This is a genomic window from Streptomyces sp. NPDC056144, from assembly GCF_042264145.1.
Lineage (GTDB): Bacteria > Actinomycetota > Actinomycetes > Streptomycetales > Streptomycetaceae > Streptomyces.
In genome coordinates, this window is the sequence record NZ_JBHJVF010000006.1 from 338631 (window position 1) to 359933 (window position 21303).

The 21303-nt window shown below is 72.0% G+C and carries 22 protein-coding genes and 1 tRNA gene; 5 read left to right on the forward strand and 18 right to left on the reverse strand.

The window, feature by feature from the left end; all coding sequences use genetic code 11:
- Positions 1-31: 31 nt before the first annotated feature.
- From ACFC0Z_RS20895 to ACFC0Z_RS20910, 4 genes are all read right to left on the reverse strand, one after another.
- Positions 32-487 carry a copper chaperone PCu(A)C gene (locus ACFC0Z_RS20895; protein ID WP_376439912.1) on the reverse strand — a complete coding sequence of 152 codons (456 nt, stop codon included), beginning with the start codon at positions 485-487 and terminating at the stop codon, positions 32-34.
- Positions 484-1197 (reverse strand): SCO family protein, encoded by a 714-nt coding sequence (locus ACFC0Z_RS20900; protein WP_376439915.1) that lies wholly within the window; start codon positions 1195-1197, stop codon positions 484-486. Before ACFC0Z_RS20900 ends, ACFC0Z_RS20895 begins: the two co-directional genes overlap by 4 nt.
- A 53-nt stretch (positions 1198-1250) precedes the next feature.
- Positions 1251-2006 carry a YcnI family protein gene (locus ACFC0Z_RS20905; RefSeq protein ID WP_376439917.1) on the reverse strand — a complete coding sequence of 252 codons (756 nt, stop codon included), beginning with the start codon at positions 2004-2006 and terminating at the stop codon, positions 1251-1253.
- A gap of 124 nt (positions 2007-2130) precedes the next feature.
- Complete coding sequence (locus ACFC0Z_RS20910) at positions 2131-2973, reverse strand: hypothetical protein (RefSeq protein ID WP_376439919.1); 843 nt, start codon at positions 2971-2973, stop codon at positions 2131-2133.
- Between the two features lie 227 nt (positions 2974-3200).
- Here ACFC0Z_RS20910 and ACFC0Z_RS20915 point away from each other — a divergent pair, with 227 nt between their 5' ends.
- Entirely contained in the window at positions 3201-3677 is a 477-nt protein-coding gene (locus ACFC0Z_RS20915; protein WP_376439922.1) for an ATP-binding protein, read from the forward strand.
- A 112-nt stretch (positions 3678-3789) separates the two neighbouring features.
- Here ACFC0Z_RS20915 and ACFC0Z_RS20920 read toward each other — a convergent pair whose 3' ends face one another.
- Positions 3790-5262: an aminopeptidase P family protein gene (locus ACFC0Z_RS20920; RefSeq protein WP_376439924.1), complete on the reverse strand. Its 1473-nt coding sequence runs from the start codon at positions 5260-5262 to the stop codon at positions 3790-3792.
- Positions 5263-5420: 158 nt separating this feature from the next.
- Entirely contained in the window at positions 5421-6914 is a 1494-nt protein-coding gene (locus tag ACFC0Z_RS20925; protein ID WP_376439927.1) for a PP2C family protein-serine/threonine phosphatase, read from the reverse strand.
- Between the two features lie 530 nt (positions 6915-7444).
- On the opposite strand from ACFC0Z_RS20925, the gene ACFC0Z_RS20930 reads away from it, so the two are divergent.
- Positions 7445-8125 carry a bifunctional DNA primase/polymerase gene (locus tag ACFC0Z_RS20930; protein ID WP_376439930.1) on the forward strand — a complete coding sequence of 227 codons (681 nt, stop codon included), beginning with the start codon at positions 7445-7447 and terminating at the stop codon, positions 8123-8125.
- Between the two features lie 148 nt (positions 8126-8273).
- Positions 8274-8984 (forward strand): hypothetical protein, encoded by a 711-nt coding sequence (locus ACFC0Z_RS20935; RefSeq protein WP_376440322.1) that lies wholly within the window; start codon positions 8274-8276, stop codon positions 8982-8984.
- A 235-nt stretch (positions 8985-9219) separates the two neighbouring features.
- Here ACFC0Z_RS20935 and ACFC0Z_RS20940 read toward each other — a convergent pair whose 3' ends face one another.
- The 3 genes from ACFC0Z_RS20940 to ACFC0Z_RS20950 all read right to left on the reverse strand — a co-directional run bounded on the left by ACFC0Z_RS20940 (position 9220) and on the right by ACFC0Z_RS20950 (position 11922).
- Entirely contained in the window at positions 9220-10200 is a 981-nt protein-coding gene (locus tag ACFC0Z_RS20940; protein ID WP_376439932.1) for a DUF5926 family protein, read from the reverse strand.
- 176 nt (positions 10201-10376) lie between these two features.
- Complete coding sequence (locus ACFC0Z_RS20945) at positions 10377-10811, reverse strand: ATP-binding protein (RefSeq protein ID WP_376439934.1); 435 nt, start codon at positions 10809-10811, stop codon at positions 10377-10379.
- Between the two features lie 274 nt (positions 10812-11085).
- Positions 11086-11922, reverse strand: a complete 837-nt coding sequence (locus tag ACFC0Z_RS20950; protein ID WP_376439937.1) for a glycerophosphodiester phosphodiesterase — start codon at positions 11920-11922, stop codon at positions 11086-11088.
- A gap of 197 nt (positions 11923-12119) precedes the next feature.
- Between ACFC0Z_RS20950 and ACFC0Z_RS20955 the strand changes: the two genes are divergently transcribed.
- Complete coding sequence (locus tag ACFC0Z_RS20955; protein ID WP_376439940.1) at positions 12120-13607, forward strand: S1C family serine protease; 1488 nt, start codon at positions 12120-12122, stop codon at positions 13605-13607.
- A gap of 22 nt (positions 13608-13629) precedes the next feature.
- Here the strand turns inward: ACFC0Z_RS20955 and ACFC0Z_RS20960 are convergent, their stop codons facing one another.
- Positions 13630-14508 (reverse strand): MHYT domain-containing protein, encoded by an 879-nt coding sequence (locus ACFC0Z_RS20960; RefSeq protein WP_376439942.1) that lies wholly within the window; start codon positions 14506-14508, stop codon positions 13630-13632.
- 159 nt (positions 14509-14667) lie between these two features.
- Between ACFC0Z_RS20960 and ACFC0Z_RS20965 the strand changes: the two genes are divergently transcribed.
- Positions 14668-14754: transfer RNA gene (locus ACFC0Z_RS20965), tRNA-Ser, on the forward strand.
- A gap of 143 nt (positions 14755-14897) precedes the next feature.
- Here the strand turns inward: ACFC0Z_RS20965 and ACFC0Z_RS20970 are convergent.
- The 8 genes from ACFC0Z_RS20970 to ACFC0Z_RS21005 form a co-directional block, all read right to left on the reverse strand.
- Complete coding sequence (locus ACFC0Z_RS20970) at positions 14898-16301, reverse strand: tyrosine-type recombinase/integrase (protein WP_376439945.1); 1404 nt, start codon at positions 16299-16301, stop codon at positions 14898-14900.
- 55 nt (positions 16302-16356) lie between these two features.
- Positions 16357-16545 (reverse strand): helix-turn-helix transcriptional regulator, encoded by a 189-nt coding sequence (locus ACFC0Z_RS20975; protein ID WP_376439948.1) that lies wholly within the window; start codon positions 16543-16545, stop codon positions 16357-16359.
- A 301-nt stretch (positions 16546-16846) separates the two neighbouring features.
- Complete coding sequence (locus ACFC0Z_RS20980; RefSeq protein ID WP_376439951.1) at positions 16847-18388, reverse strand: YfjI family protein; 1542 nt, start codon at positions 18386-18388, stop codon at positions 16847-16849.
- Positions 18385-18723 carry a hypothetical protein gene (locus ACFC0Z_RS20985; RefSeq protein ID WP_376439954.1) on the reverse strand — a complete coding sequence of 113 codons (339 nt, stop codon included), beginning with the start codon at positions 18721-18723 and terminating at the stop codon, positions 18385-18387. The genes ACFC0Z_RS20980 and ACFC0Z_RS20985 overlap by 4 nt, the downstream gene beginning before the upstream one ends.
- Complete coding sequence (locus ACFC0Z_RS20990; RefSeq protein ID WP_376439957.1) at positions 18720-19646, reverse strand: bifunctional DNA primase/polymerase; 927 nt, start codon at positions 19644-19646, stop codon at positions 18720-18722. Before ACFC0Z_RS20990 ends, ACFC0Z_RS20985 begins: the two co-directional genes overlap by 4 nt.
- Positions 19647-19731: 85 nt before the next feature.
- Positions 19732-20397, reverse strand: a complete 666-nt coding sequence (locus ACFC0Z_RS20995; RefSeq protein ID WP_376439959.1) for a hypothetical protein — start codon at positions 20395-20397, stop codon at positions 19732-19734.
- A 35-nt stretch (positions 20398-20432) separates the two neighbouring features.
- Positions 20433-21068, reverse strand: coding sequence for a hypothetical protein (locus tag ACFC0Z_RS21000; RefSeq protein ID WP_376439962.1), 636 nt, complete (start codon positions 21066-21068; stop codon positions 20433-20435).
- Positions 21069-21078: 10 nt separating this feature from the next.
- Positions 21079-21267, reverse strand: coding sequence for a hypothetical protein (locus tag ACFC0Z_RS21005; protein ID WP_376439963.1), 189 nt, complete (start codon positions 21265-21267; stop codon positions 21079-21081).
- Positions 21268-21303 lie beyond the last annotated feature (36 nt).

Here is a 21303-nt window from a genome sequence, read left to right on the forward strand (position 1 = left end):
CAGTCCGTCATTCCGTCAGTACGTCGACGACTCAGTGCTGCGGGTTGTGGTTGGCGGCTTCGACGGGAACGTCGACCTTGATGGGGTCGGCCTTCTCGAAGTGGAGCTCGATGCTGACCTTGTCGCCCTGCTTCGGCTTCGACTTCAGTTCCATGAACATGATGTGGTTGCCGCCGCGTTCGAGCTTGAGCTCGCCGTTCGCGGGGATGTCGAACGAGGTCACCTGCTGCATCTTCTGGTTCTTCGTCTCGTGGATCGTGACGTCGTCCGAGAGGGGGCTGGTGACGGAGGTGAGCTTGTCGGCGGTGCCGCTGTCGTTCTTGATGGTGAGGAAGCCGCCGGCCATGTCCATCACGGGCTGCGGCATGAACGCGCCGCTGACTTCCAGCTTGGGCTTGTCGTCCGAGGACGAGCAGCCGGTCAGCGCGAGCGAGGAGGCGAGCGCCAGGGCGGAGACGGCGGCCAGGGTGGTGGTGCGGCGGGTCACGGGTTCTCCCCCTTGATGAGCTTCGGCAGGTCCTGCGCGTACTGGTCGACGGTGGTGTCCTCGCCGTACAGGACGTAGCCCTGGTCGGTGGTGGGCGAGAAGGCGATCACCTGGGCGCCGTGCATGGAGACGACGTTGCCGTTTTCGACCTTGGGCGGGTCGATGCCGATGCCCATCGAGCGGGCGCCCGCCTGGATGGCGGAGAAGTCGCCGGTCAGACCGGTGAAGGAGGGGTCGCCCGCGGCGGGCAGCCACTTGCCGAGCTCGGCGGCGGTGTCCCGCTCCGGGTCGGTGGTGACGAAGACGACCTGGAGCTTGTCCTGGTCGGCCTTGGGGAGCTGCTTCTTGGCGATGGCGATGTTGCTCATCGTCAGGGGGCAGACGTCGGGGCAGTGGGTGTAGCCGAAGTAGATGAGGGTCGGCTTGCCCTTGGTGCGTTCCCGCAGGTCGTACTTCTGGCCCTTGGTGTCGGTGAGGACGAGGTCGGGCTTGGTGAAGGGCCGGTCGAGGACGGTGGCGGCCTTCTCGGGGTCGCTGCCGCCGGAGACCTCGGCGACGGCGCTGGAGCCGTTGTCGGGCTTGGAGTCGTCGCCGAGGCCGACGGCGGCGGTGATGCCGAGGGCGGCGACGATCGCGACGGCCGCGATGATCAGCGGCGTGCGCCGCCCGGGGCGGGCGGTGGCCGCCCCGGGCGTCTTCTCTTCGGACATGGTGGTTCTTCCGGTCGTACGAGTGAGAGGGGGTGCGTGTGGGGGCGGGGCCGTCAGGCCGAGCGGCGGCGGCCGGCGAGGATGCCGAAGGCGACGCCGGCGATGCCGACGAGGATGCCGATGACGCCGAGGACGCGGGCCGTGGTGTCCGTGCCGCCGGCGGTGGAGGCGGCGGTCTCCTCGTGGTCGGCCGCCTTGTCGTCGTGGCCGGCCTTCGCGTCGGTCGTGGCGGAGGCCGTCGGGGCGGTGGCACCGCCGCCGTGGTGATCGGCGCTCGCGGCGGAGAGCTTGAGCACGGGGGCCGGGTTCTGCGGCTCGTCCGCGCCCTCCTTGGCCTCCTCGATCCAGCGCACGACTTCCTTGTTGTCGTAGGTCTGGATCGCCTTGAGGACGAGCTCGTCGGTGTCCTCGGGCAGCTGGCCGAGCGAGAGCGGGAACTGCTGGAACTGGCCGGGGCCGATCTTCGAGCCGTCGGCGGTCCAGGTGACCTTGGAGACGGCCTCGTTGATCTTCTTGCCGTGCAGCTCCAGCGGCTTCGTGAGCTTGCTCTTGGTGACCTCGGCCTTCCAGCCGGGGACCGGCTGCGGCATGACGGAGGCCAGCGGGTGGTCGAGCGGGAAGTTGACCTCGAGCTTCACGGTGGAGGCGTTGTCGCGCTCGTTCGGGACCTTGATGTTGACGGTCGCGTACCCGCCCTTGGCGGCCTCGCCCTGCGGCTGCACGCTGACGTGCGCGAAGGCCGTGCCGGACAGCAGGACGACGGAGGAGAGGGCGATGCCGCCGGCGAGGGCGATACGGGAAACGGTCATGGCAGAAGACACTCCAGCTCGGAGAAGGGGATGACGGCGGTAACCGGCACACCGACGAGGATCGAAGGGTGCGCGGGCGTTCGCGGCGCCGCCCCTCCGAGGAGGAGTGGTGGGCGGGTCCGCGTCAGGCTGCGAGGGCGTACGCGGCGGCGGGCGGGCCGCGCCTGATCACGGTGTCTCTGAGTGCCTCGGCCACCGGCGGGGGCGAGGAGTCGAAGGCCGTACGGGCAGGCCTGCGCGGCCCGGCGTGCGGCGCGGCCGGGAGGCCGGCGAGCAGGCTCCGTACGAGGCGGAGCGAGGTGCGCAGGGCGCGGACGAGGGCGCATTCGGCGAGCTCGGTCGCGCCCTGCTCGGAGAGCCGGACGAGGGTGACGATCGCCCGGTCGCCCCGGCGGAGCAGCCAGCCGGCCGCGAGGGCGGCGAGCAGGTGGCCGAGGAGCATGGGGAGGCTGGGCAGGAGCCCGGCGACCGCCCCGTCCAGGGGAAGAGCTGCGGGAAGGGCGGCGCCCGTGGCGTGGGCCCCGTGGCCGAGTCCCGTGCCGCCGAGTCCTGTGCCGCCGCCGGTTCCGAGGCCCGCGTCGCCGACGATCCGGCCGGCTTCGGCGGGGCCGATGGCGGCCGCGTTCTTGCCGCAGACGAGTCGGGCGGCGAGCCGGACGAGGGCGTCGTCGGTCTGGTCGGTCCGGCCGAGGGCACCGGCCTGCGCGAGGTGGCGCTGGCCGAGGCCGAAGAGGGCGTGGAGGCCGAGCTGCCCGGCCGTGAGGGCGCCGACGACGAAGCCGAGGGAGCGTTCGCGTCCGGTGAGGAGGACGGTGAACCCGAAGACGCCGAGGAAGCCGGCGACGAGGGACCACAGGGCGATGCCCGCGCAGGCGGCGAGGGCGTGTCCGGTCGCGGACAGCACGACGCAGACCGCGGTGAACACCGCGGCCCTCAGCAGCCGTGGAGCGAGCGCGGGGGCAGACATGGCGGGCCCATCATCGCACCAGGGGTGCCCCCGCCATGCGGCAGGTCCGGAAGGTCGTTCTTGCGCACCTTGGGGGCGGCATATGCCCGGCTCGGGGGGTGGCATACACCCGGGCCCCCGTCCGCTGCATCCGCCGAATGAGCGCTCTTCACGTTTTCGGGGGCTTACGGAGGCTTCCTTCCGGCAATAGGTAACGGTATGTCGAGCCGCGGCCGGGAGGCTGGAGCATGAGCATCTGGTGGTCACTCCATCTGCGGCGTGAGGCCGCGAGCGTGCCGCTCGCGCGTCGGCTCCTGCTGGGCACGATGGAGACGGCGGGGGTCGATCCCGACGTGTCCTACGAGCTGTCGGTGGCCCTGACGGAGGCGTGCGCGAACGCGGTGGAGCACGGCGGTGACGGTGCTGCGGACGGGACGGGCCGGGCGTATCGCGTGACGGCCTACCTGGACGGCGAGACGTGCCGTATCGAGGTGGCGGACTCGGGTCCGGGGTTTCCCGCGGAGGACAGGGCGAGCGCCGAACCGGTCTCCGTGCCGCCGGCCGCTCCGTCCGACGACTGCGAGCACGGGCGGGGTCTGCGGCTGATCGAGGAGCTCGCCGACCACGTCCAGTTCGGGAACCGTACGGGCCGGGGCGGCGGCGCGGTGGTCAGCTTCGACAAGATCCTGAAGTGGAAGGACGGCCCGTCGCTCCTCATGGCCTGAAACGCCCAGAGAAAAGGGCCAGAGAAAACGCACAGAGAAAACGCGCAGAGCGAAGGGCCCCCGCCGGTCGGTCGGCGGGGGCCCTTCACGTCGTACGTCGTGCGGGGACGGGTCAGCCCTTCAGGCCGGCCATCCACGCCTCGACCTCGTCGGAGCGGCGCGGCAGCGCGTCCGAGAGGTTCACGTTGCCGTCGGCGGTGACGAGGATGTCGTCCTCGATCCGGACGCCGATGCCGCGGTACTCCTCGGGCACGGTCAGGTCGTCGGCCTGGAAGTAGAGGCCGGGCTCGACGGTCAGGCACATGCCCGGCTCGAGGGTGGTGTCGACGTACGTCTCGGTGCGCGCGGCGGCGCAGTCGTGGACGTCCATGCCGAGCATGTGGCCGGTGCCGTGGAGGGTCCAGCGGCGCTGGAGGCCGAGCTCCAGGACGCGCTCGACCGGGCCCTCGACGAGGCCCCACTCGACGAGCTTCTCGGCGAGGACGCGCTGGGCGGCGTCGTGGAAGTCGCGGTAGGCGGCGCCGGGCTTCACCGCGGCGATGCCGGCCTCCTGCGCCTCGTACACGGCGTCGTAGATCTTGCGCTGGAGGTCGGTGTACCGGCCGTTGATCGGCAGGGTGCGGGTGATGTCGGCGGTGTAGAGCTCGTTGGTCTCGACGCCGGCGTCGAGGAGGAGGAGCTCGCCGGAGCGGACGTCGCCGTCGTTGCGGACCCAGTGGAGGGTGGTGGCGTGCGGGCCGGCGGCGCAGATGGAGCCGTAGCCGATGTCGTTGCCCTCGACGCGGGCGCGCAGGAAGAACGTGCCCTCGATGTAGCGCTCGCTGGTGGCCTCGGCCTTGTCGAGGACCTTGACGACGTCCTCGAAGCCGCGGGCGGTGGCCTCGCAGGCCTTGCGGAGCTCGGCGATCTCGAAGTCGTCCTTGACGAGGCGGGCCTCGGAGAGGAAGACGCGGAGTTCCTCGTCGCGCTCGGCGGTGACCTTGTCGGCGAGGGCGGTCTCGATGCCGGCGTCGTGGCCGCGGACGGCGCGGACGGGGCCGGTGGCCTCCTTCAGCTGCGCGGCGAGCTCGCGGACGTCCTTGGCGGGGAGCCCGAGGAGCTGCTCGGCCTCGGTGAGGGAGTGGCGGCGGCCGACCCACAGCTCGCCCTGGCCGTCGAGCCAGAACTCGCCGTTCTCGCGGTTGGAGCGGGGGAGGAGGTAGAGCGTGGCCTCGTGGCCGCCCTTGGCGAGCGGCTCCAGGACGAGGACGCCGTCCTGCGTCTGGTCGCCGGTGAGGTACGCGTACTCGGTGGAGGCGCGGAAGGCGTACTCGGTGTCGTTCGACCGGGTCTTCAGGTTTCCGGCGGGGACGACGAGGCGCTCGCCCGGGAAGCGGGCGGAGAGCGCGGCGCGGCGGGCGGCGGTCTTGTCGGCCTGCGCGATGGGGGTGAGGTCGTGCAGCTCGGTGTCGGCCCAGCCGGACTTCATGTTCTCGGCGAGTTCGTCGGAGACGCCCGGGTACAGGCCGTTCTTCCGCTGCGCGATCGCCTGCTGCTCCTGCTCCTCGGTCGCCTCTTCCGGGGTCTCCGGCGTGAGCTCGGCCACGGGTCTGCCTCCTCTTGGTACGACACTGAACCCCCACCATCGTACGTTCGTGACGTGGGGATCCAGGGTCGGAGGGCCTCATTCCGCGACAATCCGGAGTGTTAGCTTCCGCTCACTCGGCCCGGCCCGGGCCGCTCACTCGGCCTGTTCCGGGTCGCTCACTCGAACCGGGCCGCGAGGACGACGACGTCCTCCTCGGCGTGGCTGTCGGGGCGGCCGCCGGTGCGGCTGTCGAGCCCCTCGGGGAGCAGCGTCCGCAGGACGTGGTCGGCGATGGCGCCCGGGTCGCCCCGGTCGGCCTTCGGCACGCTCGCGGCGGCGGCGTGGAGCCGCGCGAAGGCCCGGTCCATGGGGTCGCCGGTACGGCGCAGCAGCCCGTCCGTGTAGAGAAGCACCGTTTCTCCGGGCGCGGGGGAGAGCTCGACGCTGGGCGCCTCCCAGCAGGCGAGCATGCCGAGCGGGGCCGAGAGCGAGGTCTCGACGAACTCGGTGCGCTGCTCGCCGATGACGAGCGGCGGGGCGTGTCCGGCCCCGGCGAGGACGATGCGGCGCCGCGCGGGCTCGGCGTACGCGAAGAGGGCGGTCGCGGAGCGGGCGGGCTCGGTGAGCCGGAGCAGCAGTTCGAGGTCGGAGAGGACGGCGACGGGGTCCTCGCCCTCCATGACCGCGTACGCGCGCAGGGAGGCGCGCAGCCGTCCCATGGCGGCCAGGGCGCTGGGCCCGCTCCCGGAGACGGAGCCGACGGCGAGGCCGAGGGCGCCCTCGGGGAGCGGCAGCGCGTCGTACCAGTCGCCGCCGCCCTGGGGGCCGGTGCGGTGGCGGGCGGCGAGCTGGACGCCGGGGACGCGGGGGAGGCGGCTGGGGAGCAGCTCCTCGGCGACGGTGGAGACCTGCGTGCGGGCGCGCTCGACCTGGAGGAGGCGGGCGAGGTGCTCGGTGGCGAAGCGGCCGTAGAGGCCGATGAGGTGCCGCTGGCGGTCGCCGGGCTCGGCGGGCTCGTCGTAGAGCCAGACGGCGGCGCCGAGGCGGCCGGCGTCCTCGGTGGCGAGGGGGAGGGCGTAGCTGGCGGCGTAGCCCAGGCGGGCGGCGACCTCGCGGTGGCGCGGGTCGAGGCCCTCCTCCGTACGGACGTCGGGGATGGCGATCGGGTCGGGGACGCGGGCCGGGTCGGCGGGATCGGGGAGGCCGTCGAGCAGGCGGCCGTAGCTGGTGGCGCTGCGGGGGACGGTCTCGATGCTGCCGAGGTCGGCGCGGGCGAGGCCGAGGCCGATGGTGGTGGCGGGGCCGAGGCCGTCGGCGGGTTCGAGGACGACCATGCCGCGGCGGGCGCCGACGAGGGCGGCTCCGGCGCGGAGGACCTCGGGGAGGGCCGCGTCGAGGGAGGAGGTCCTGATGAGGCGCTCGGTGAGCTCGTGGAGGGTGGTGAGGTCGGAGACCCAGCCGGCCAGGCGGTCCTGGATCAGGGCGCCGGGCGGGAGGGGCGCGTCGGCGGGTGCCGCGGCCGACGGGACCCCGGGGGGAGCCGACGGGGCTCCGGGGAGTGGGGCCGCAGTGTGCGGGGGAGAGGGAACCGTGGAGTCGATTCCGGCCACTTTCGGCAGGTGTGGGGCGCTCATCTCAGTCGGCTTTCCAACCGGTGCGTTTGAGGCCATAGCATCGCAAATCGCATCGCAAACCCCCATGTCATTCTGCGCCGCTCGATGTCTCCACATGTACACGCAGGGGTGGAGGGATGTCCAGCATTGTCCCCGTGGGACTTGTGGTGTCCGTGGGGCGCGCGCGAGGACGTGCGCGAGGGTTGATGTACGCGGGAAGTTGGCCGAAAATTGCCCTCTCGGTGCACCTTTTGCGGTCGACTGGCGTCGTTTGAAAGCGCGTCATTCCGGGTGTGCGGGGTACGTAATCGGTGACAGGCAGGGGCAGTTGGAGCTGTCCCGGAACGTGCGGCGGGACCACGGCGTCCTTCGTACCGCAGGCCGCAGCCCGTCCCCCGGTGGCGGGGAACGTGTTCTGACCGTCAGGCCCCATCCGGCTCGCTCGACCCCGCATCGGTGACGGGGCGGCGCGCCGCCGACCCGGCTACGCGCTGATACGCACGGTGAAGTGATCTGCACATGGTGTGATGTGTGACGCGTGATGTGTTGATGTGGATTCGGCGTTCAACGGAAAGGAACGAGCGCTCATGCGCGAGATCCTCGGAAGGCGACGCAGGCTCCGGTTCCGGCGCAAGGCGAGGACCGCCCGGCTCGAAGCGGCGGTGACCTTCGCGGTCGAGTGGGACTGGCCGGTCCTGCCGGGTGTGGAACCGAAGGAGACGACCCGTACGGCCCAGGGGGCGGTGTGCGCCTGCCCCGACCCCGACTGCGCGGTGCCCGGCGCGCACCCGTACGACCCCGGCCTCCTCGCGGCGACGACCGACGAGCGGATGGTCCGCTGGTGGTGGACGACCCGCCCGGACGCCCCGGTGGTGCTCGCGACGGGCGGTTCCGCGCCCTGCGCGGTGAGCCTGCCGGCGGTGGCGGGGGCCCGCGCGCTCGCCGCGCTCGACGCGACGGGCATGCGGCTCGGACCCGTGGTGGCGACGCCGACGCGGTGGGCGATCCTCGTCGCCCCGTACGGCCTCGAACGGCTCGGTGACCTGCTGTACGCGAAGGACGACGTCCCCAGCTCGCTCCGGTTCCACGGCGAGGGCGGCTATCTGCTCCTGCCGCCCTCGGTCACGGGCACCGGGCAGGTCCGGTGGGAGCGGGCACCGCTCGCGGGCTCGGCCCGGCCCTGGCTGCCGGACGTGGAGGCCGTGGTGGACGCGCTCGTCGAGGCGAGCACCAGCGCCCCGGGCGGCGGCAGCAGGCTGACGTACTGAGGGCCCACCCGTTCACCCGAACGGGTGTGTCCTGGCCCGACTTCCCGGGCAAACGGGCGCGCGGCCGACCGACCCCCCACCGGCCGCCGATATGTTCGCCCCACCCGGCGATGATCACGGGCGAAGGAGCAGGTGGGTCGTGGGTCGCATGAGTCCGGTGATGAGCCCGGCGAAACTCCGCATGGCCGGGCTCGGGACCGCCGTCGCGGTCGCCGTCCTGCTGCCGATCGTCGCGGTGGCGGGCCCGGGGCCCACGGGCGAGCCCGCCGGGAAGACCGGGAACGGGAAGACCGAGGACGGGAAGTCCGGGAACGGGAAGACCGAGGACGGGAAGTCCGGGAACGGGAAGACCGAGGACGGGAAGTCGCGGGACCTGCTCTCCGGCCTGGGCGGCGACCTCGGACTCCGTACGCCGACGGGGGCCCCGGAGGCGGCGCCCACGTCGACGCCCACGCCCACGGCGGTACGGGCACCGGCCGCGACCGACCCCGCGCCGGACCGGATCACCCGCTGCGGACCGGAACTCGCCTCCCCCGAAGGTGTCGAGGCGCAGACCTGCGTCCTCTCCGAGGGTCCGGAGGTGTGGGCGCGTACGTACTACCGCAACGCGACCGGACAGGAACTCGACTCGTTTCTTACCCTGATGGCGCCCGGCGGCCGGACCGTACAGGTGCGCTGCGCGGTCGCCGCGCAGGACGAGCCGGGGACCTGCGAGACGCCCCGGGAGCGGCGCCGGGGCGGGGCTGGGGATTCCGCTTCGTATACGGCGGTCGCGGAATTCGCGGGTACCGGCGAGGGGGACAACACGCCTCTGCTGCTGCGTTCCGGCAGTAATGCGGCGGAGATCGAGGGAAGTTGAGAGCCGGGCTCCCCGGCGGGGCCCGAGGGGCCTCCCGCGGGGGCGGGCATGGAAAGGCCCGGTCGCTGGCGACGGGGGATGCACCAGCGACCGGGCTTCCAGAACGGTAACAAGAGATCTGCTGTTCGCAAATTCGATCTCGGTTATTCGGACAGGGAATTACCCCTTCACCGACCGGGTTGTGGCGGAAGTCACCGACCGGTCGGTCTGTCTGTCACCGATACCGCCTGGGGTATCAGCTGAGAGTCACCTGACGGTTCGTGAGGCCGCCGCGCGCGCGACGCTCGTCGGCGGTCAGCGGGGCGTCCGAGGCGAGCGCCGCGGCGAGCCGCTCGGCGAACGCGGCGGCCGGCTTCTCGCACTCCTCGGCCGTCATCGACGACGGCAGGTCCCACACCGGAACCATCAGGCCGTGCGCGCGGAACGAGCCGACGAGGCGGGTGCCCTCGCCGAGCGAGGTGCCCTCGCCGGCCTGGAGGCGGGCGAGCGCGTCGAGGAGCTTCTCCTCGGGGTGCGGCATGACCCAGCGCAGGTGGTTCTTGTCGGGGACCTCGCACCAGTAGGCGGCGTCGACGCCGGTCAGCTTGACCGTCGGGATCGCGGCGGCGTTGGCGCGCTCCAGGGAGGCGGCGACCTCGGGCTCGGCGGCACCCTCGGAGGACTGCGGGATCCAGAACTCGAAGCCCGTGTGGACCTCGGGGGCGAACGGGGCGTCCGCGTCGAGCAGCTCCTGGAGGCGCGGGCCCTCGGCCGGGACACGGCGCGGGGGAACGGGGTTGCCCGGCTCGGTCTCCAGGGCGCGCTGGAGGGTGTCGGCGAGGTCGCGGGCGAGGTCGCCGGAGGAGGAGTCGTTCTGCAGGGCGAGGAGGACGGAGCCGTCGTCGCGGCGGAGCGCGGGCCACGCCATGGGCAGCACGGTCGCGAGCGTCACCGACGGCACGCCCTCGGGCAGACCGCCCTTGAGGGTGAGCGGCACGGTGGCGGCGGGCACCAGCTCGCGGAGCGCGACCCAGTCGCACTCGCCGGGCAGGCCCTCGAAGGGGCGCTGGACGACCTCGGTGACGGCGTGCGCGGCTTCGCGGCCGTGACAGGCCTTGTAGCGGCGGCCCGAGCCGCAGGGGCAGGGCTCGCGGGCGCCGACGACCGGGATCTCCCCGCTCGTGACCTGTGCCTGGCCGGCCTTGCCGGCCTTCGTCTGGGGGCGCTTCTTGGCCATGGTGTGGCTCTCTCCCGGCTGTACGTGGTTGTACGTGGTCGTACGTGCTGTACCGGGCGCGAGCCTAGCCGCCCCCGGCACCGCCGCATCCCAGCGTCAGCCTGGAGCCGTGTCCATCGACAGCCGTGTCAGCCGACAGCCGTGTCAGCCGAGAGCCGTGTCAGTCGACAGCCGTGTCAGTCGAGATCGTCGTACGCGCAGAGGAAGTCGAAGCCCGTGGCTCCGCCCCCGCCGCCGACGCGTGTCGCGAAGTCCTCGTTGCGGTGGCCCTCGGTGACCACCACCCAGACCGTCACCTCGCCGGTCGCGCTGTCCCGTACGCCCCAGTCCTGGGCCAGCGCGCCGATGATGTTCAGCCCGCGGCCGCCGTGCGCCGTGACCGAGGGCGTGGACGGCACGGGTCGCGTCGGACCGCCCCCGTCCGTGACCTCGACGCGCAGCCCGCCCGACGGGTCGACCCGCCAGGCCGCCCGGACGTCGCCCTCGCCGTGCTCCGGCCGCCCCAAGGGCTGGGCGTAGCGCCAGGCGTTGCTCAGCAACTCGGAAAGGATCAGTACCGCGTCGTCGACGACCGATTCGGCCACCCCGCTGCGGTACAGCTCGCCCCGCATGCGGTGCCGCGCTTCCCCCACGCCCGCAGGGCCATGAGGTACGGCCATGCTCGACGACGTGGGCACCTCCTGTGCCACCACTACCGCCACCCCCGAGACCTCCTTCTGCCCCCACGCCACCGTGTGGATGCCCCGATGGCCTGGGCCGGAAACCGCCGGAGGCACGTGGGGTGTCGCACTCGTGACGATCGCGTACGCGCCGAACGCGCCGGAGCACTCCCCGTAACCCCTGGGGCAGTTGGGAAAGGAGAGGGGGAAGGGGAGGGAAGGAGGGTCAGTCGGTGGCGCGGCCCAGCTGCGCGAGGACCTGCTTGGGCCGGTTCGTGATGATCGCGTCCACCCCGAGCCGTACGCAGAGCTCGACGTCCTCCGGCTCGTCCACGGTCCAGACGTGGACCTGGTGACCGGCCTTCTGGAGCCGCAGGATCACGGCCGGATGGTGGCGGACGATCCGGATCGACGGCCCCGCCACGCGCGCGCCCGCGGGCAGCCGCCCGTCGCGCAGTCGCGGGCTGACGAACTGCGAGAGCGAGACGGTCGGCATGGTCGGCGAGGCGGCGGCGACCCGGGCGAGGGAGCGGGGCGAGAAGCTCATGATCCGTACGGGGGAGTCCTCGGGCGCGGCGGGCACGTCGAGTCCGAACCGCTTGAGGAGATGGAGGAGCCGCTCCTCGACCTGCCCGGCCCAGCGGGTGGGGTGCTTGGTCTCGATGGCCAGCTCGACCCGGCGGCCGGCGTCGGAGACGAGCTCCAGGAGCCGTTCCAGGGTGAGGACGGAGGTGTACTCGGGGTCGCCCCAGTCCGGGCTCTCGGCCGCGTCGTCCCGTTCCTCGCGCTCCTTCCAGGCGCCGAAGTCGAGCGCGGCGAGGTCGGCGAGTTCGAGGGCGGAGACGGCTCCGCGGCCGTTCGACGTGCGGTTGACGCGCCGGTCGTGGACGCAGACGAGATGGCCGTCGGCGGTGAGGCGGACGTCGCACTCCAGGGCGTCGGCGCCGTCCTCGATGGCCTTCACATAGGCGGCCAGGGTGTGCTCCGGGGCGTCCTCGGAGGCTCCGCGGTGGGCGACGACCTGGACGGTCGTGCTGGTCGGGTGCTGCCGTGCGTGGGTCACGGCGTCATCGTGCCATTGGCGGGGCGCGGAGGGCACACCGGAACCTGTCCGTTCCATCCGTATATAAAGAGTGACGTGCGAATGCACAGCTCCGCCTTACAGCGGCCTGACGCCCTGTGGGAAAAGCTGTTGGCAGCACTCTTGACCCAGGATTGCCCCCCAGGAATGCCCCCCGCAGTGAACGAGGAGAGCGAGCTGTGAGCACCGAGAACGAGGGCACGGCGGTTCCGGCGGACCCGACTGCCCCGTCCGCCCCGCCGACGCCTCCCGTCCCCGCGACCCCGCCGGCCGTGCCGCAGGCCGTCCCGCAGGAGGCCCCGGCGGCCCCGGCGGCGGCCGAGACGGCTCCGCTGCCGCCCGTGACGGAGACGGCGCCGATGGCCCCGGTGCCCGCTCCCGCGAGCACCCCCGCCCCGGCCCCGGCCCCGGCCCCCGCCCAGGCCCCGGCACCGGTTCCGGCCCCCGCGTCGGCCGGCGGCTGGCCCCCGCCCCCGCCGTCCACCCCCGCCTGGGGCGAGCCCTACCCGGCGGCCGCCCCCCAGGCGCCCCGCAAGCGCTCCGGCGGTCTCGTGGCGGCCGTCCTCGTCGCGGCGCTCGTCGCGGGCGGTATCGGCGGCGGCGTCGGCTACTGGGCGGCCCAGCGCGGCGACGAGGCGAACGGCACCGGCTCGACGACGGTCTCCTCGGGCGAGGCCCCGGCCTCCTTCAAGCGGGACCCGGGCACGGTCGCCGCCGTCGCGGCGAAGGCGCTCCCGAGCGTCGTCACGATCCAGGCGAAGTCCGGCGGCTCCCCCGGCGAGAGCGGCGAGGGCGGCACGGGCACGGGCTTCGTGTACGACAAGGAAGGCCACATCGTCACCAACAACCACGTGGTGGCGTCGGCGGCCGACGGCGGCACGCTGTCGGTGACGTTCTCGGACGGCAAGACGTACGACGCGGAGGTCGTCGGCCGCGCCCAGGGCTACGACGTGGCCGTGCTGAAGCTGAAGAGCGCGCCCAAGGGCCTGACGCCGCTGCCGCTGGGGGACTCCGACAAGGTGGCGGTCGGCGACTCGACGATCGCGATCGGCGCGCCCTTCGGCCTGTCGAACACGGTGACGACGGGCATCATCAGCGCCAAGAACCGCCCGGTGGCCTCGGGCGACGGCTCAGGCGGCAGCAACTCGTACATGAGCGCGCTCCAGACGGACGCCTCGATCAACCCGGGCAACTCGGGCGGTCCGCTGCTCGACGCGAGCGGCGCGGTGATCGGCATCAACTCGGCGATCCGGTCGACGGGGAGCGACTTCGGCCAGAGCCAGGCGGGCTCGATCGGCCTGGGCTTCGCGATCCCGGTGAACCAGGCGAAGAACGTGGCCGAGCAGCTGATCAAGACGGGCGAGCCGGTCTACCCGGTCATCGGCGCGACGGTGACGATGGCGGAGGGCGGCTCGGGAGCGAAGATCGCGTCCCAGGGCTCGGGCGGTACGGCCCCGGTCACCCCGAACGGCCCGGCGGCGAAGGCGGGCCTCAAGGCCGGCGACGTGATCACCGGCTTCGACGGCCAGGCGGTCGACAGCGGTCCGACGCTGATCAGCGAGATCTGGACGCACGAGCCGGGCGACTCGGTGAAGATCACCTACGAGCGCGACGGCAAGACGCGGACGGCCACGGTCGTCCTGGGCGAGCGCACGGGCGACAGCTGACGCCCGCACGCCTCACCGGGGTCTAGTACGCGTACGGGTCCCCGCCCCCGGTACCGCCCCCGACACCGGCACCGGTGCCCACACCGGCACCGGTGCCCACACCGGCACCGACCTCCGCGCCGCTCCCCGCACCGCCCTCCCGGTGCGCGGGGCGGCGCGGTTCGTCGTCGCCCATGATCAGCATCGGGTCGAACATGACGACGGCCGTGGCGAGGACGAGGAAGATCAGCGGCCCGACGAGCATCGGCAGGACGTTGAGGAACGAGGAGCCGCCGTCGGCGGTGTGCGTGGTGGCGTCGTTGACGTGAACGCTGACCGCGGCCATGCCGGTGTAGTGCATGCCGGTCACGGCGACGCCCATGACGATGCTGGCGCCGAGGCTGGCGAGGAAGCCGCGGATGGAGACGGCGGCCCAGAGCGCGGCGGTCGCGGCGACGACGGCGATGACGACGGACAGGACGACGACCGTGGTGTCGTAACCGAGCTGACCGTTCATCCGCATCGCCGCCATGCCCATGTAGTGCATGCCGGCGACGCCGAGGCCGGTGAGCAGCCCGGCGAGGAGCAGCGGGACGGGCCGGGCGCCGAGGTGGCCCACGATGAAGACGCCGACACCCACGACGACGACGGCGACGAGCAGGCTGAGAAAGGTCAGCGGGAAGTTGTACGAGATCGTCGTCTCGCGCACCCGGAAGCCGAGCATGGCGATGAAGTGCATCGTCCAGATCCCGCACCCGATGGACGCGGCCCCGAGGGCCAGCCACCCGGACTTCCGCACACGTTCGGTACGGAGCGACCGGACCGTGCAGCGCAGGCCCAGGGCGCTTCCCAGACAGGCCATCACGTAGCCCACGAGGGGCGTGACCATGCCGTAGCTGAAGCCGTCGATCGTGCCGTGCACCGTGCAACCCCTCGGGAGATGTGAAGATCGTGTGAAGAGGGATGCTAACTCAGTCACCTGAGGCCCCCGCCCCCCACGGCCCGCCGCGGCCCATCCCCGGCCGGCGCCCCCAGCCGGTACGCTGTAGCCGCTCCGTCCCAGGTGGACCGGGGCGACAGAGGTGGGTTGCCCGAGCGGCCTAAGGGAACGGTCTTGAAAACCGTCGTGGCAGCGATGTCACCGTGGGTTCAAATCCCACACCCACCGCAGCAGGTCAGGGAACTGACTGGTCAGAGGGCGGGTCCCGGAATCCGGGACCCGCCCTCTGTGCTCAGTCTGTCTCACCTCGGATCGCCCGGATCTCGCCTCTGACCAGTGCGTATGGGCCACGTGCGGGCCGGGATGGCCACTTACTCCTCTGCCCGAAGCCCTTGCTCGACGAGCCGGTTGGCGGCGGCAGAACCGCCCTTCAGGATCTTCGCGTAGAAGCGGTAGAGCACCGCGAGGCTGTGTCCCGCCCTGTAGGCGGCCTCTACGGGATCCATGCCTGACTTGATCCACAATGAAATGGCGGCGTGGCGGAGCGAGTACGGGACCTCCGCGAGCGCGGTCTCAACCTCCTCCTTGCTGAGGACGGCCTTCCGAGCTGACTCCCACGCCTCGGTGTATTCGTTCGAGGTGAGGCGTCCGCCGCGTACGGCACGGAACAGTCGACCATCGGGTGCGACACCGAACCGCGAGATGTGAGAGCGGACCATGCGGACGTATTCAGGGGGGATCGGAACGGAACGTACCGCCCTGCGGGCCCGGTGTTTCAGTCCTCGCTCGTCGTGAGACTTTCCGCTGTCGGTCCAGCCGCTTCCGACCTCAGGATGGCTCGCCGAGACGAGCACCTCGCCCCATGCGTCAGGCTCGCTCTCTGGCGGCAGGACGAAGTCTGTGTCGCGCAGAGACACGGCTTCCCCGGGGCGGGTGGCTGCGTAGTAGATGGCTCCGAAGAACGCCTCCAAGTGCTCTCCTCGCGCCCCCTGGGCTGCAACAGCACCGAGCAGGTCGCGAGCGAGACGGGGGCCTGGGACGAAGCGGAAGTCCACCTCGTCGGAAGTCTCGGGAGCGGCCCAGTCGACTGCAATGAACGGGTGACGGTCGAGGAGAGCTCGTTCCTCCACGGCGTACCGGAAGGCGTTGCTTAGCACCATGCGCTTCCGGCTGACGGTGTTTTCGGCCGCAGGCTTGCCGTTCAGGAGCTTGGAGAGGGCCGCGAGCGCAGCGCGCACATGCTCCGGCTTCGCTGCTTCGCTCACCTTCATCGAATGTCGAGCGAGCCACGTCAGAGCTTCCCGGATGGGGGCCGGCGGCTCTTCCGCGTCGATGCGCAGAACGTGCTCCCCATCAGGACCCGGAACAGCTCGAAACGCCCATTGGTACAGGGCCGCCCGGAGGACGGAGTTTTCGGGACGCCCCTTCATCGTGGACACGAAAACTGGTGTCACAACCGCCAATGATTCAGCGATACTTGCGCGGTGTTTTGCGGCCGCCCCCGGCCACTTCATCAGCACGTACGCCTTGGCATGCTCGAACCACGTCGGCATCGCGAGGGCAATAATCTCCTTCTCGGGCAGTCCCGTCTCCTCATCGAATTGCTGCCCCTTCTGCAGCGCGTTCATGAGTTGGGAACGGCGTCCATCCGCCTGCGTCTTGGTGGTGAAGCTCTTCGAGTGGGGCTCGGAGCCCACGCGCCAGCGAAGCTCCCAGGGCCTCGGGCGGCCCTTGCGCTGCCGGATGGACCAGATGACGACGTCAAAGGTGAGCATGTCTCTCCAGTGGGAAAGGGGCCCGCTGACATGCGGGCCCCTCGGTGTCGAACGGTCAGGCGGCGGATTCCTCGCACGTGGACAACCACGCGTCCAGATCCGAACGGCGCACGCGAAGCTGGCCGTTGGGGAGCTTGATGAGACGCGGCCCCTGGGAGCGGGCTCGCATCCGGTAGAAGGCTGCTCGGCTCATACCGAGCTCGGTCAGGACTTCGGTGAGCTTGAGCATCTGCGGGCGTGCCATGGATTGGGCTCCTTCAGCTCGGTCCGAGGTGCGAAAACCCCGGGAAGTGCTGACAGAACTGACAGAACCTCGCCATGTGGCCGTTGACCTGCAAGTTTGGTCGTTTCCAGCGTCGTGACAAAACCTCAAAAAACTCTGACAGAACCTCCGGGCGAAGGTTCTGTCAGCGCGGGCCCGTGGGAGAGGTCGAGGTTCTGTCAGAGTTTCCGGAGGTTTTGTCAGAGCTCCGAAAGTGGCTGTTTTAGCAGGTCAGGTGCCTGGTCGGGGGGTTCTGTCAGTTCTGTCAGCGGGTTGGGGGGTTTCAGGTGCCGGGGGTGGTGCGGGGGTGGGTCTCGTAGCGGGGGGAGGGCGGTCGGCCGCCGCGTCCGGAGCGGGGCGGCGGGGGCTGCTGTCGGACCCAGCCGTGTTCCTCCAGGAGGGCGAGCGCGGGGTCGAGGTCGCTCATGGCGGGGAAGTCGCCGCGGGCGAGGCCCCGGAACAGCTCGCGCTTGGTGAAGGTGGCGGTGCGGGTCTCGCGCAGGTGGGTCAGGAGGGTGTGGGCGGCGTCCTGGGCGGGGTCGGCGCCCATGGCGTCGAACACGTCGAGGGCGTGGGCGGTGAAGTAGTCCCCGAGGCGGGTGGCGGCGGCCATCGTCTCGGCGGCGATCGGCCGCGTCCACGCGTCGGTGGGGTGGGTGGCGAGGTGGAGGAGTCCGGCGATGCGGGCGACGGCTCCGTCGCGCTTGCTGGACCACTTGATGATGGGCCGCAGCGATCCGCCCTTGTCCTGGCGGGACTCGGTGACGCGCTGGTAGGCGAGGAGGACGGCGTCGGCCTCCGGGGTGAGGGTGAGCTCGGCGGGCTCGGTCCAGGCCGCGAGGGTCAGGGCGAGGTGTCCGAGCTTCTGGGCGTAGGCGGCGGCCGTGTCGGCGGAGAGGAGGGCGGGGGTGAGGTTGCGGCGGCCGACGAGGGACTCGGGCTTGGAGTAGAGGAACCGAGCGAGCAGCCCGCGTCCATCGGCGCCCTTGATCTGCCCGATGGAGTCGAGGACCTCCGGCTGCACAGCCAGGCCCATGGTGATGGCGGGGCGCTCGATGTGCTGGGCGTCGCGGCCCATGCGGTTGACCCGGACCATGTCCCCGGCGTGGCCCTTGAGGAAGATCCCCATGTTCGGGGCGCCGGAGTAGCGACCGGCGATGATCTCGAAGATCTCCCCCTCGGGCGAGAGGATCCCGATGCGGCCGTCCTGTTGGGCGAGGGTGGTGGTCAGGCTTTCGGCGGTGATGTCGTCGGCGACGAGCTGCGGCTCGGCGGGCACGGTGGCCCGGTCTGCTGCCTGGGAGAGGGAGACGGCCTCGGCTGTCAGCTCGGCCCGCTTGTCGGCCTCCGCGTTCGCGGCCTTCGCCGCGGCTTTCTCGGCGGCGGCCTTCGACATCCGCGCGGCAGCGGCTGCCTCGGCCCGCTGCGGGGCGGTCAGCTCGACGAGCGCCTTCTCGGCGGCGAGGAGCGGCTGTGTCATGAGGGAGAACACGGCACTCTTGCGGTTGCCGGGCGGCAGCGCGACGGCGGCGTAGACGTTGACCGGCTCGCGCCACTGGCCGCGTACGTGGACGATGACGCGTCCGCCGGCGGCGGCGCCGAGGACGGCGAGCGCGAGGCACCCGGCGAGGTCGACGGGCGTCTGGGTCTCCTCGGCGACCTCGGCGGCCATCTGGCCGAGCCAGTCGGGCAGGGCGTCGACGGGGAAGACGGGGAGCTGTCCGCGCGGGTTGAGCGGGACGGGCTCGTCCCAGACGGGCCCGGCGACGTCCTCGGCGGTCATCTCGTCGAACCCGGCCCACAGCTCGGGGTCGTGCGGACTCATGCGGCTTCCTTTCCTGCGGTCAGGAGCGGGCACGTGCTGCGGTGCGCGGTGTGGTCGGCCACGAGCTGGGCGATCTGCCGGTGTCCGAACGCCTGGAGGTCCCGGCCGCAGGAGCACCACGAGCGCGCGGTGGGCATCGCCCGACGGTCGGCCGCACCGATGCGGAGCAGGGCGAGAATCCGGGGCCCGGCGGCCGGGCGCGGGTCAGGACCAACGGGGACGGCTTCGCCGACGGCCTTCTCAGCGCCCACGGCCCGCAGTGCTACCGGCTGCTCGGCGACGGCAGGCTCGGTGGTGGGACTGCATTCCAAGGGGGAGGGGTTCTGGGGCCTCATGCCGCCTCCCGGGGCCGGGCTTTGCGGATGGAGCTGTCCAGGGCGCTGCGGATCGTGGCGCGGCACTCGGCCGCGGTGAGTCCCCTCGCCTCCCCCGCCCCTTGGAATGCGTCCTCCACCACCTGCCGGTCGATGTCGCCCCAGGCGACGAAGCGCCCCACGAGGAACACGGACCGGTTGAGCGTGTTGTTGGCCTGTTTCGCCGGGGCGGCCTGGACGTTGTGGCACTCGCGCTCCAGCGCCGCACGGGCAGCACGGCCGCCACTGGCCACCAGAGCGACCAAGGCGCCTCCACGGGGCCGCCGGGGCTCCTGGCGGGCCGTGAGCGCCTCCAGGAGCCAAGAGGGCAGCGGAAGGACGGGGGCGTCCTCCAGGACCGTGTACGACCCGCCAGGAGTCGCACTTCCGGGCGCGACGACGTACCCGCCCCACGCGCGCGTGTCCACCAACTGCCCAAGCAGGCCAGCCGAGTTGCCGAGCCGAGCTCCGCTCGGGGCGGCGAAGTAGAGGTGCTCGCCACCGGACGCGGTTCCCACCCTGAACGTCACCGGGAGCGGCTGGCCGGCGCGCTCGCAGAGGGCCACGAACACCTCCACACCGCTGACGCCGTCGGCGCCCTCCTTGGGCACGTCGAGGTCGACGACGACGAGCCCCGACGGACCCGTCGCCAGACCGATGTTGAACGGGCCCTGCTCCCACGCACGGACGATCCGCTCGCGGTCGGTAGTGGCCCGGCTCTCCCACTTCACGTGCCCGCCCACGCACGGACCGGTACGCGGGCAGCGACTCTCTCCGTGCAGGGCGGGCCGCTTCGTACCCGGACGGAGCGGAAAGACCCGCCAGCCACGCTCGGCGGCCTCCAGGGCAGCGGCGAGCACGGGCGGAGCCCCGCCTGCTCGCCGGATCAGGGACGGATGGTTCATGCTGGATGTCTCCAGTTCTGTCGAAGGTGCTGGTGAGCGAGGGCGGCCCCGGACTTTGGCGAGACGGGGGCCGCCCTCGGCGTAGCTACTGGCTGGCGTTGCGGGCGCGGGCGCCGAGCAGGGTGAAGCGCAGGGCGGACTCGGCAAGGACGCCGTAGGCGTAGGCCGCCTCCACCACGCCGTTCGCCTCGTCGTACGCCTGGTGCATCTCGTACATCTCGTGGTCGGTGAGGTCCCCCCGGTCGGCGAGGGCGTCGGCGTACTCGCCGGCGGAGTCGCAGGCCCACCACCGCTGGCGGGCCTGCTCGAGCTTGGCGTTGTCGCACCAGCGGTCCAGGCCCTCGACCTCGGGCGGGACAGGGGCGACCTCTCCCGGGATGGTCAGCTGCCCCTCGGACGTGAGGCCGAGCTCGACGCGAGGCGGTTCCTGACCGTCGAGGACGCGCAGGACGGCCCAGGCTGTGCCGTAGGCGTAGCTGAGAACGGCGATGGTGGAGAGGCGCCCCATCCGGTCCCGGCACTCCTGGAACGCCTTGCCGATGCCCATCACGGCGCGGTCGTGGGGCCGGGCCGGGGTGAACAGGCCGGGGACGGTGATCTCGCCGTCGAGGAGGCGGACGCGGTCGAGGTCGTACTGCGCGGCGGCGGCTTGGGCGGCCTGGTGGGCGGTGCGGGTCTCGCGGGCGGCGGCGCCGAGCGCGAACACGCTGTCGGTGAGGGTCTCGAACCAGGGCAGGGTCTTGCGGGACAAGGGATCTCCTTGGATGAGCTGGACTGTCAGGGCGGTTAGCGGTTGGTGGTCCAGGCGGCGTACTGCTGGCGGACGTACGCGCGGGGGTCGCAGATGACGGGCGCCTCGTCGACGTTCATGAGGCGTCGGGCGGCCTGGTCGGCGAGCTTGGCGGCGTCGGTGGTGACGTGGGCGGTCTCGTCGTCGAGGGCGATGCGGTCGAGGAGGGCGGCCTTGCGGAGCCAGAACTCGCGGCTCGCCTCGGTGCCGAAGGGGCGCTCGGCGGCGGTGCGGGCGGTCCAGCCGATCTCGCTGATCGTGGACGGGGCCTTGGCGTAGGCCTGCTCGGGGGTGGGCCAGTCCCGCTTGGCGGGCCGGGTCAGCAGGTTGCGGGCGGTGGTGACGCGGTGGCCGGCGGAGTCGGCGATGTAGGCGGCGGCCTCGTCCAGGGCCTCGGTCGCGGCCTCATGGTTCGGGTGGCCCTCGCCCACGTAGAGGCTGACGGTGGTGACGATGTCGCTGAGGAGCGGGAGCAGGCCCGTGCCGCCGCCCTCGGCGGTGTACAGCAGGTCCAGGACGTGGCGTCGGTCGGCGGCGTCGAGTCCGGTGCGGACCTCGCGCAGGAGGTCTTCGAGGCCGGTGCGGGTGATGTCGGTGGCGGCGGTGATGCGGCGCTGGGCGAGCTTGGACACGAGGGTCTCCTCAGAGGCTGGAGAGGGCGTCGATGACGCTGTCGGCGAGCTGGTTGATGGGGGTGGCGGCGCCCGTGGAGGCGAGGAAGAAGCCGAATCCGGCGGCGATGAACGCGGAGCCGGGGCCGAGGTTTCCGGCGCGGAGGAGGAAGTACAGGACGAGCCCGAAGAGGACGACGAGCGAGACGGTTATGGCCATGCGGGACTCCCTGGAGGTGGGCGGTTGAGGGGTGGG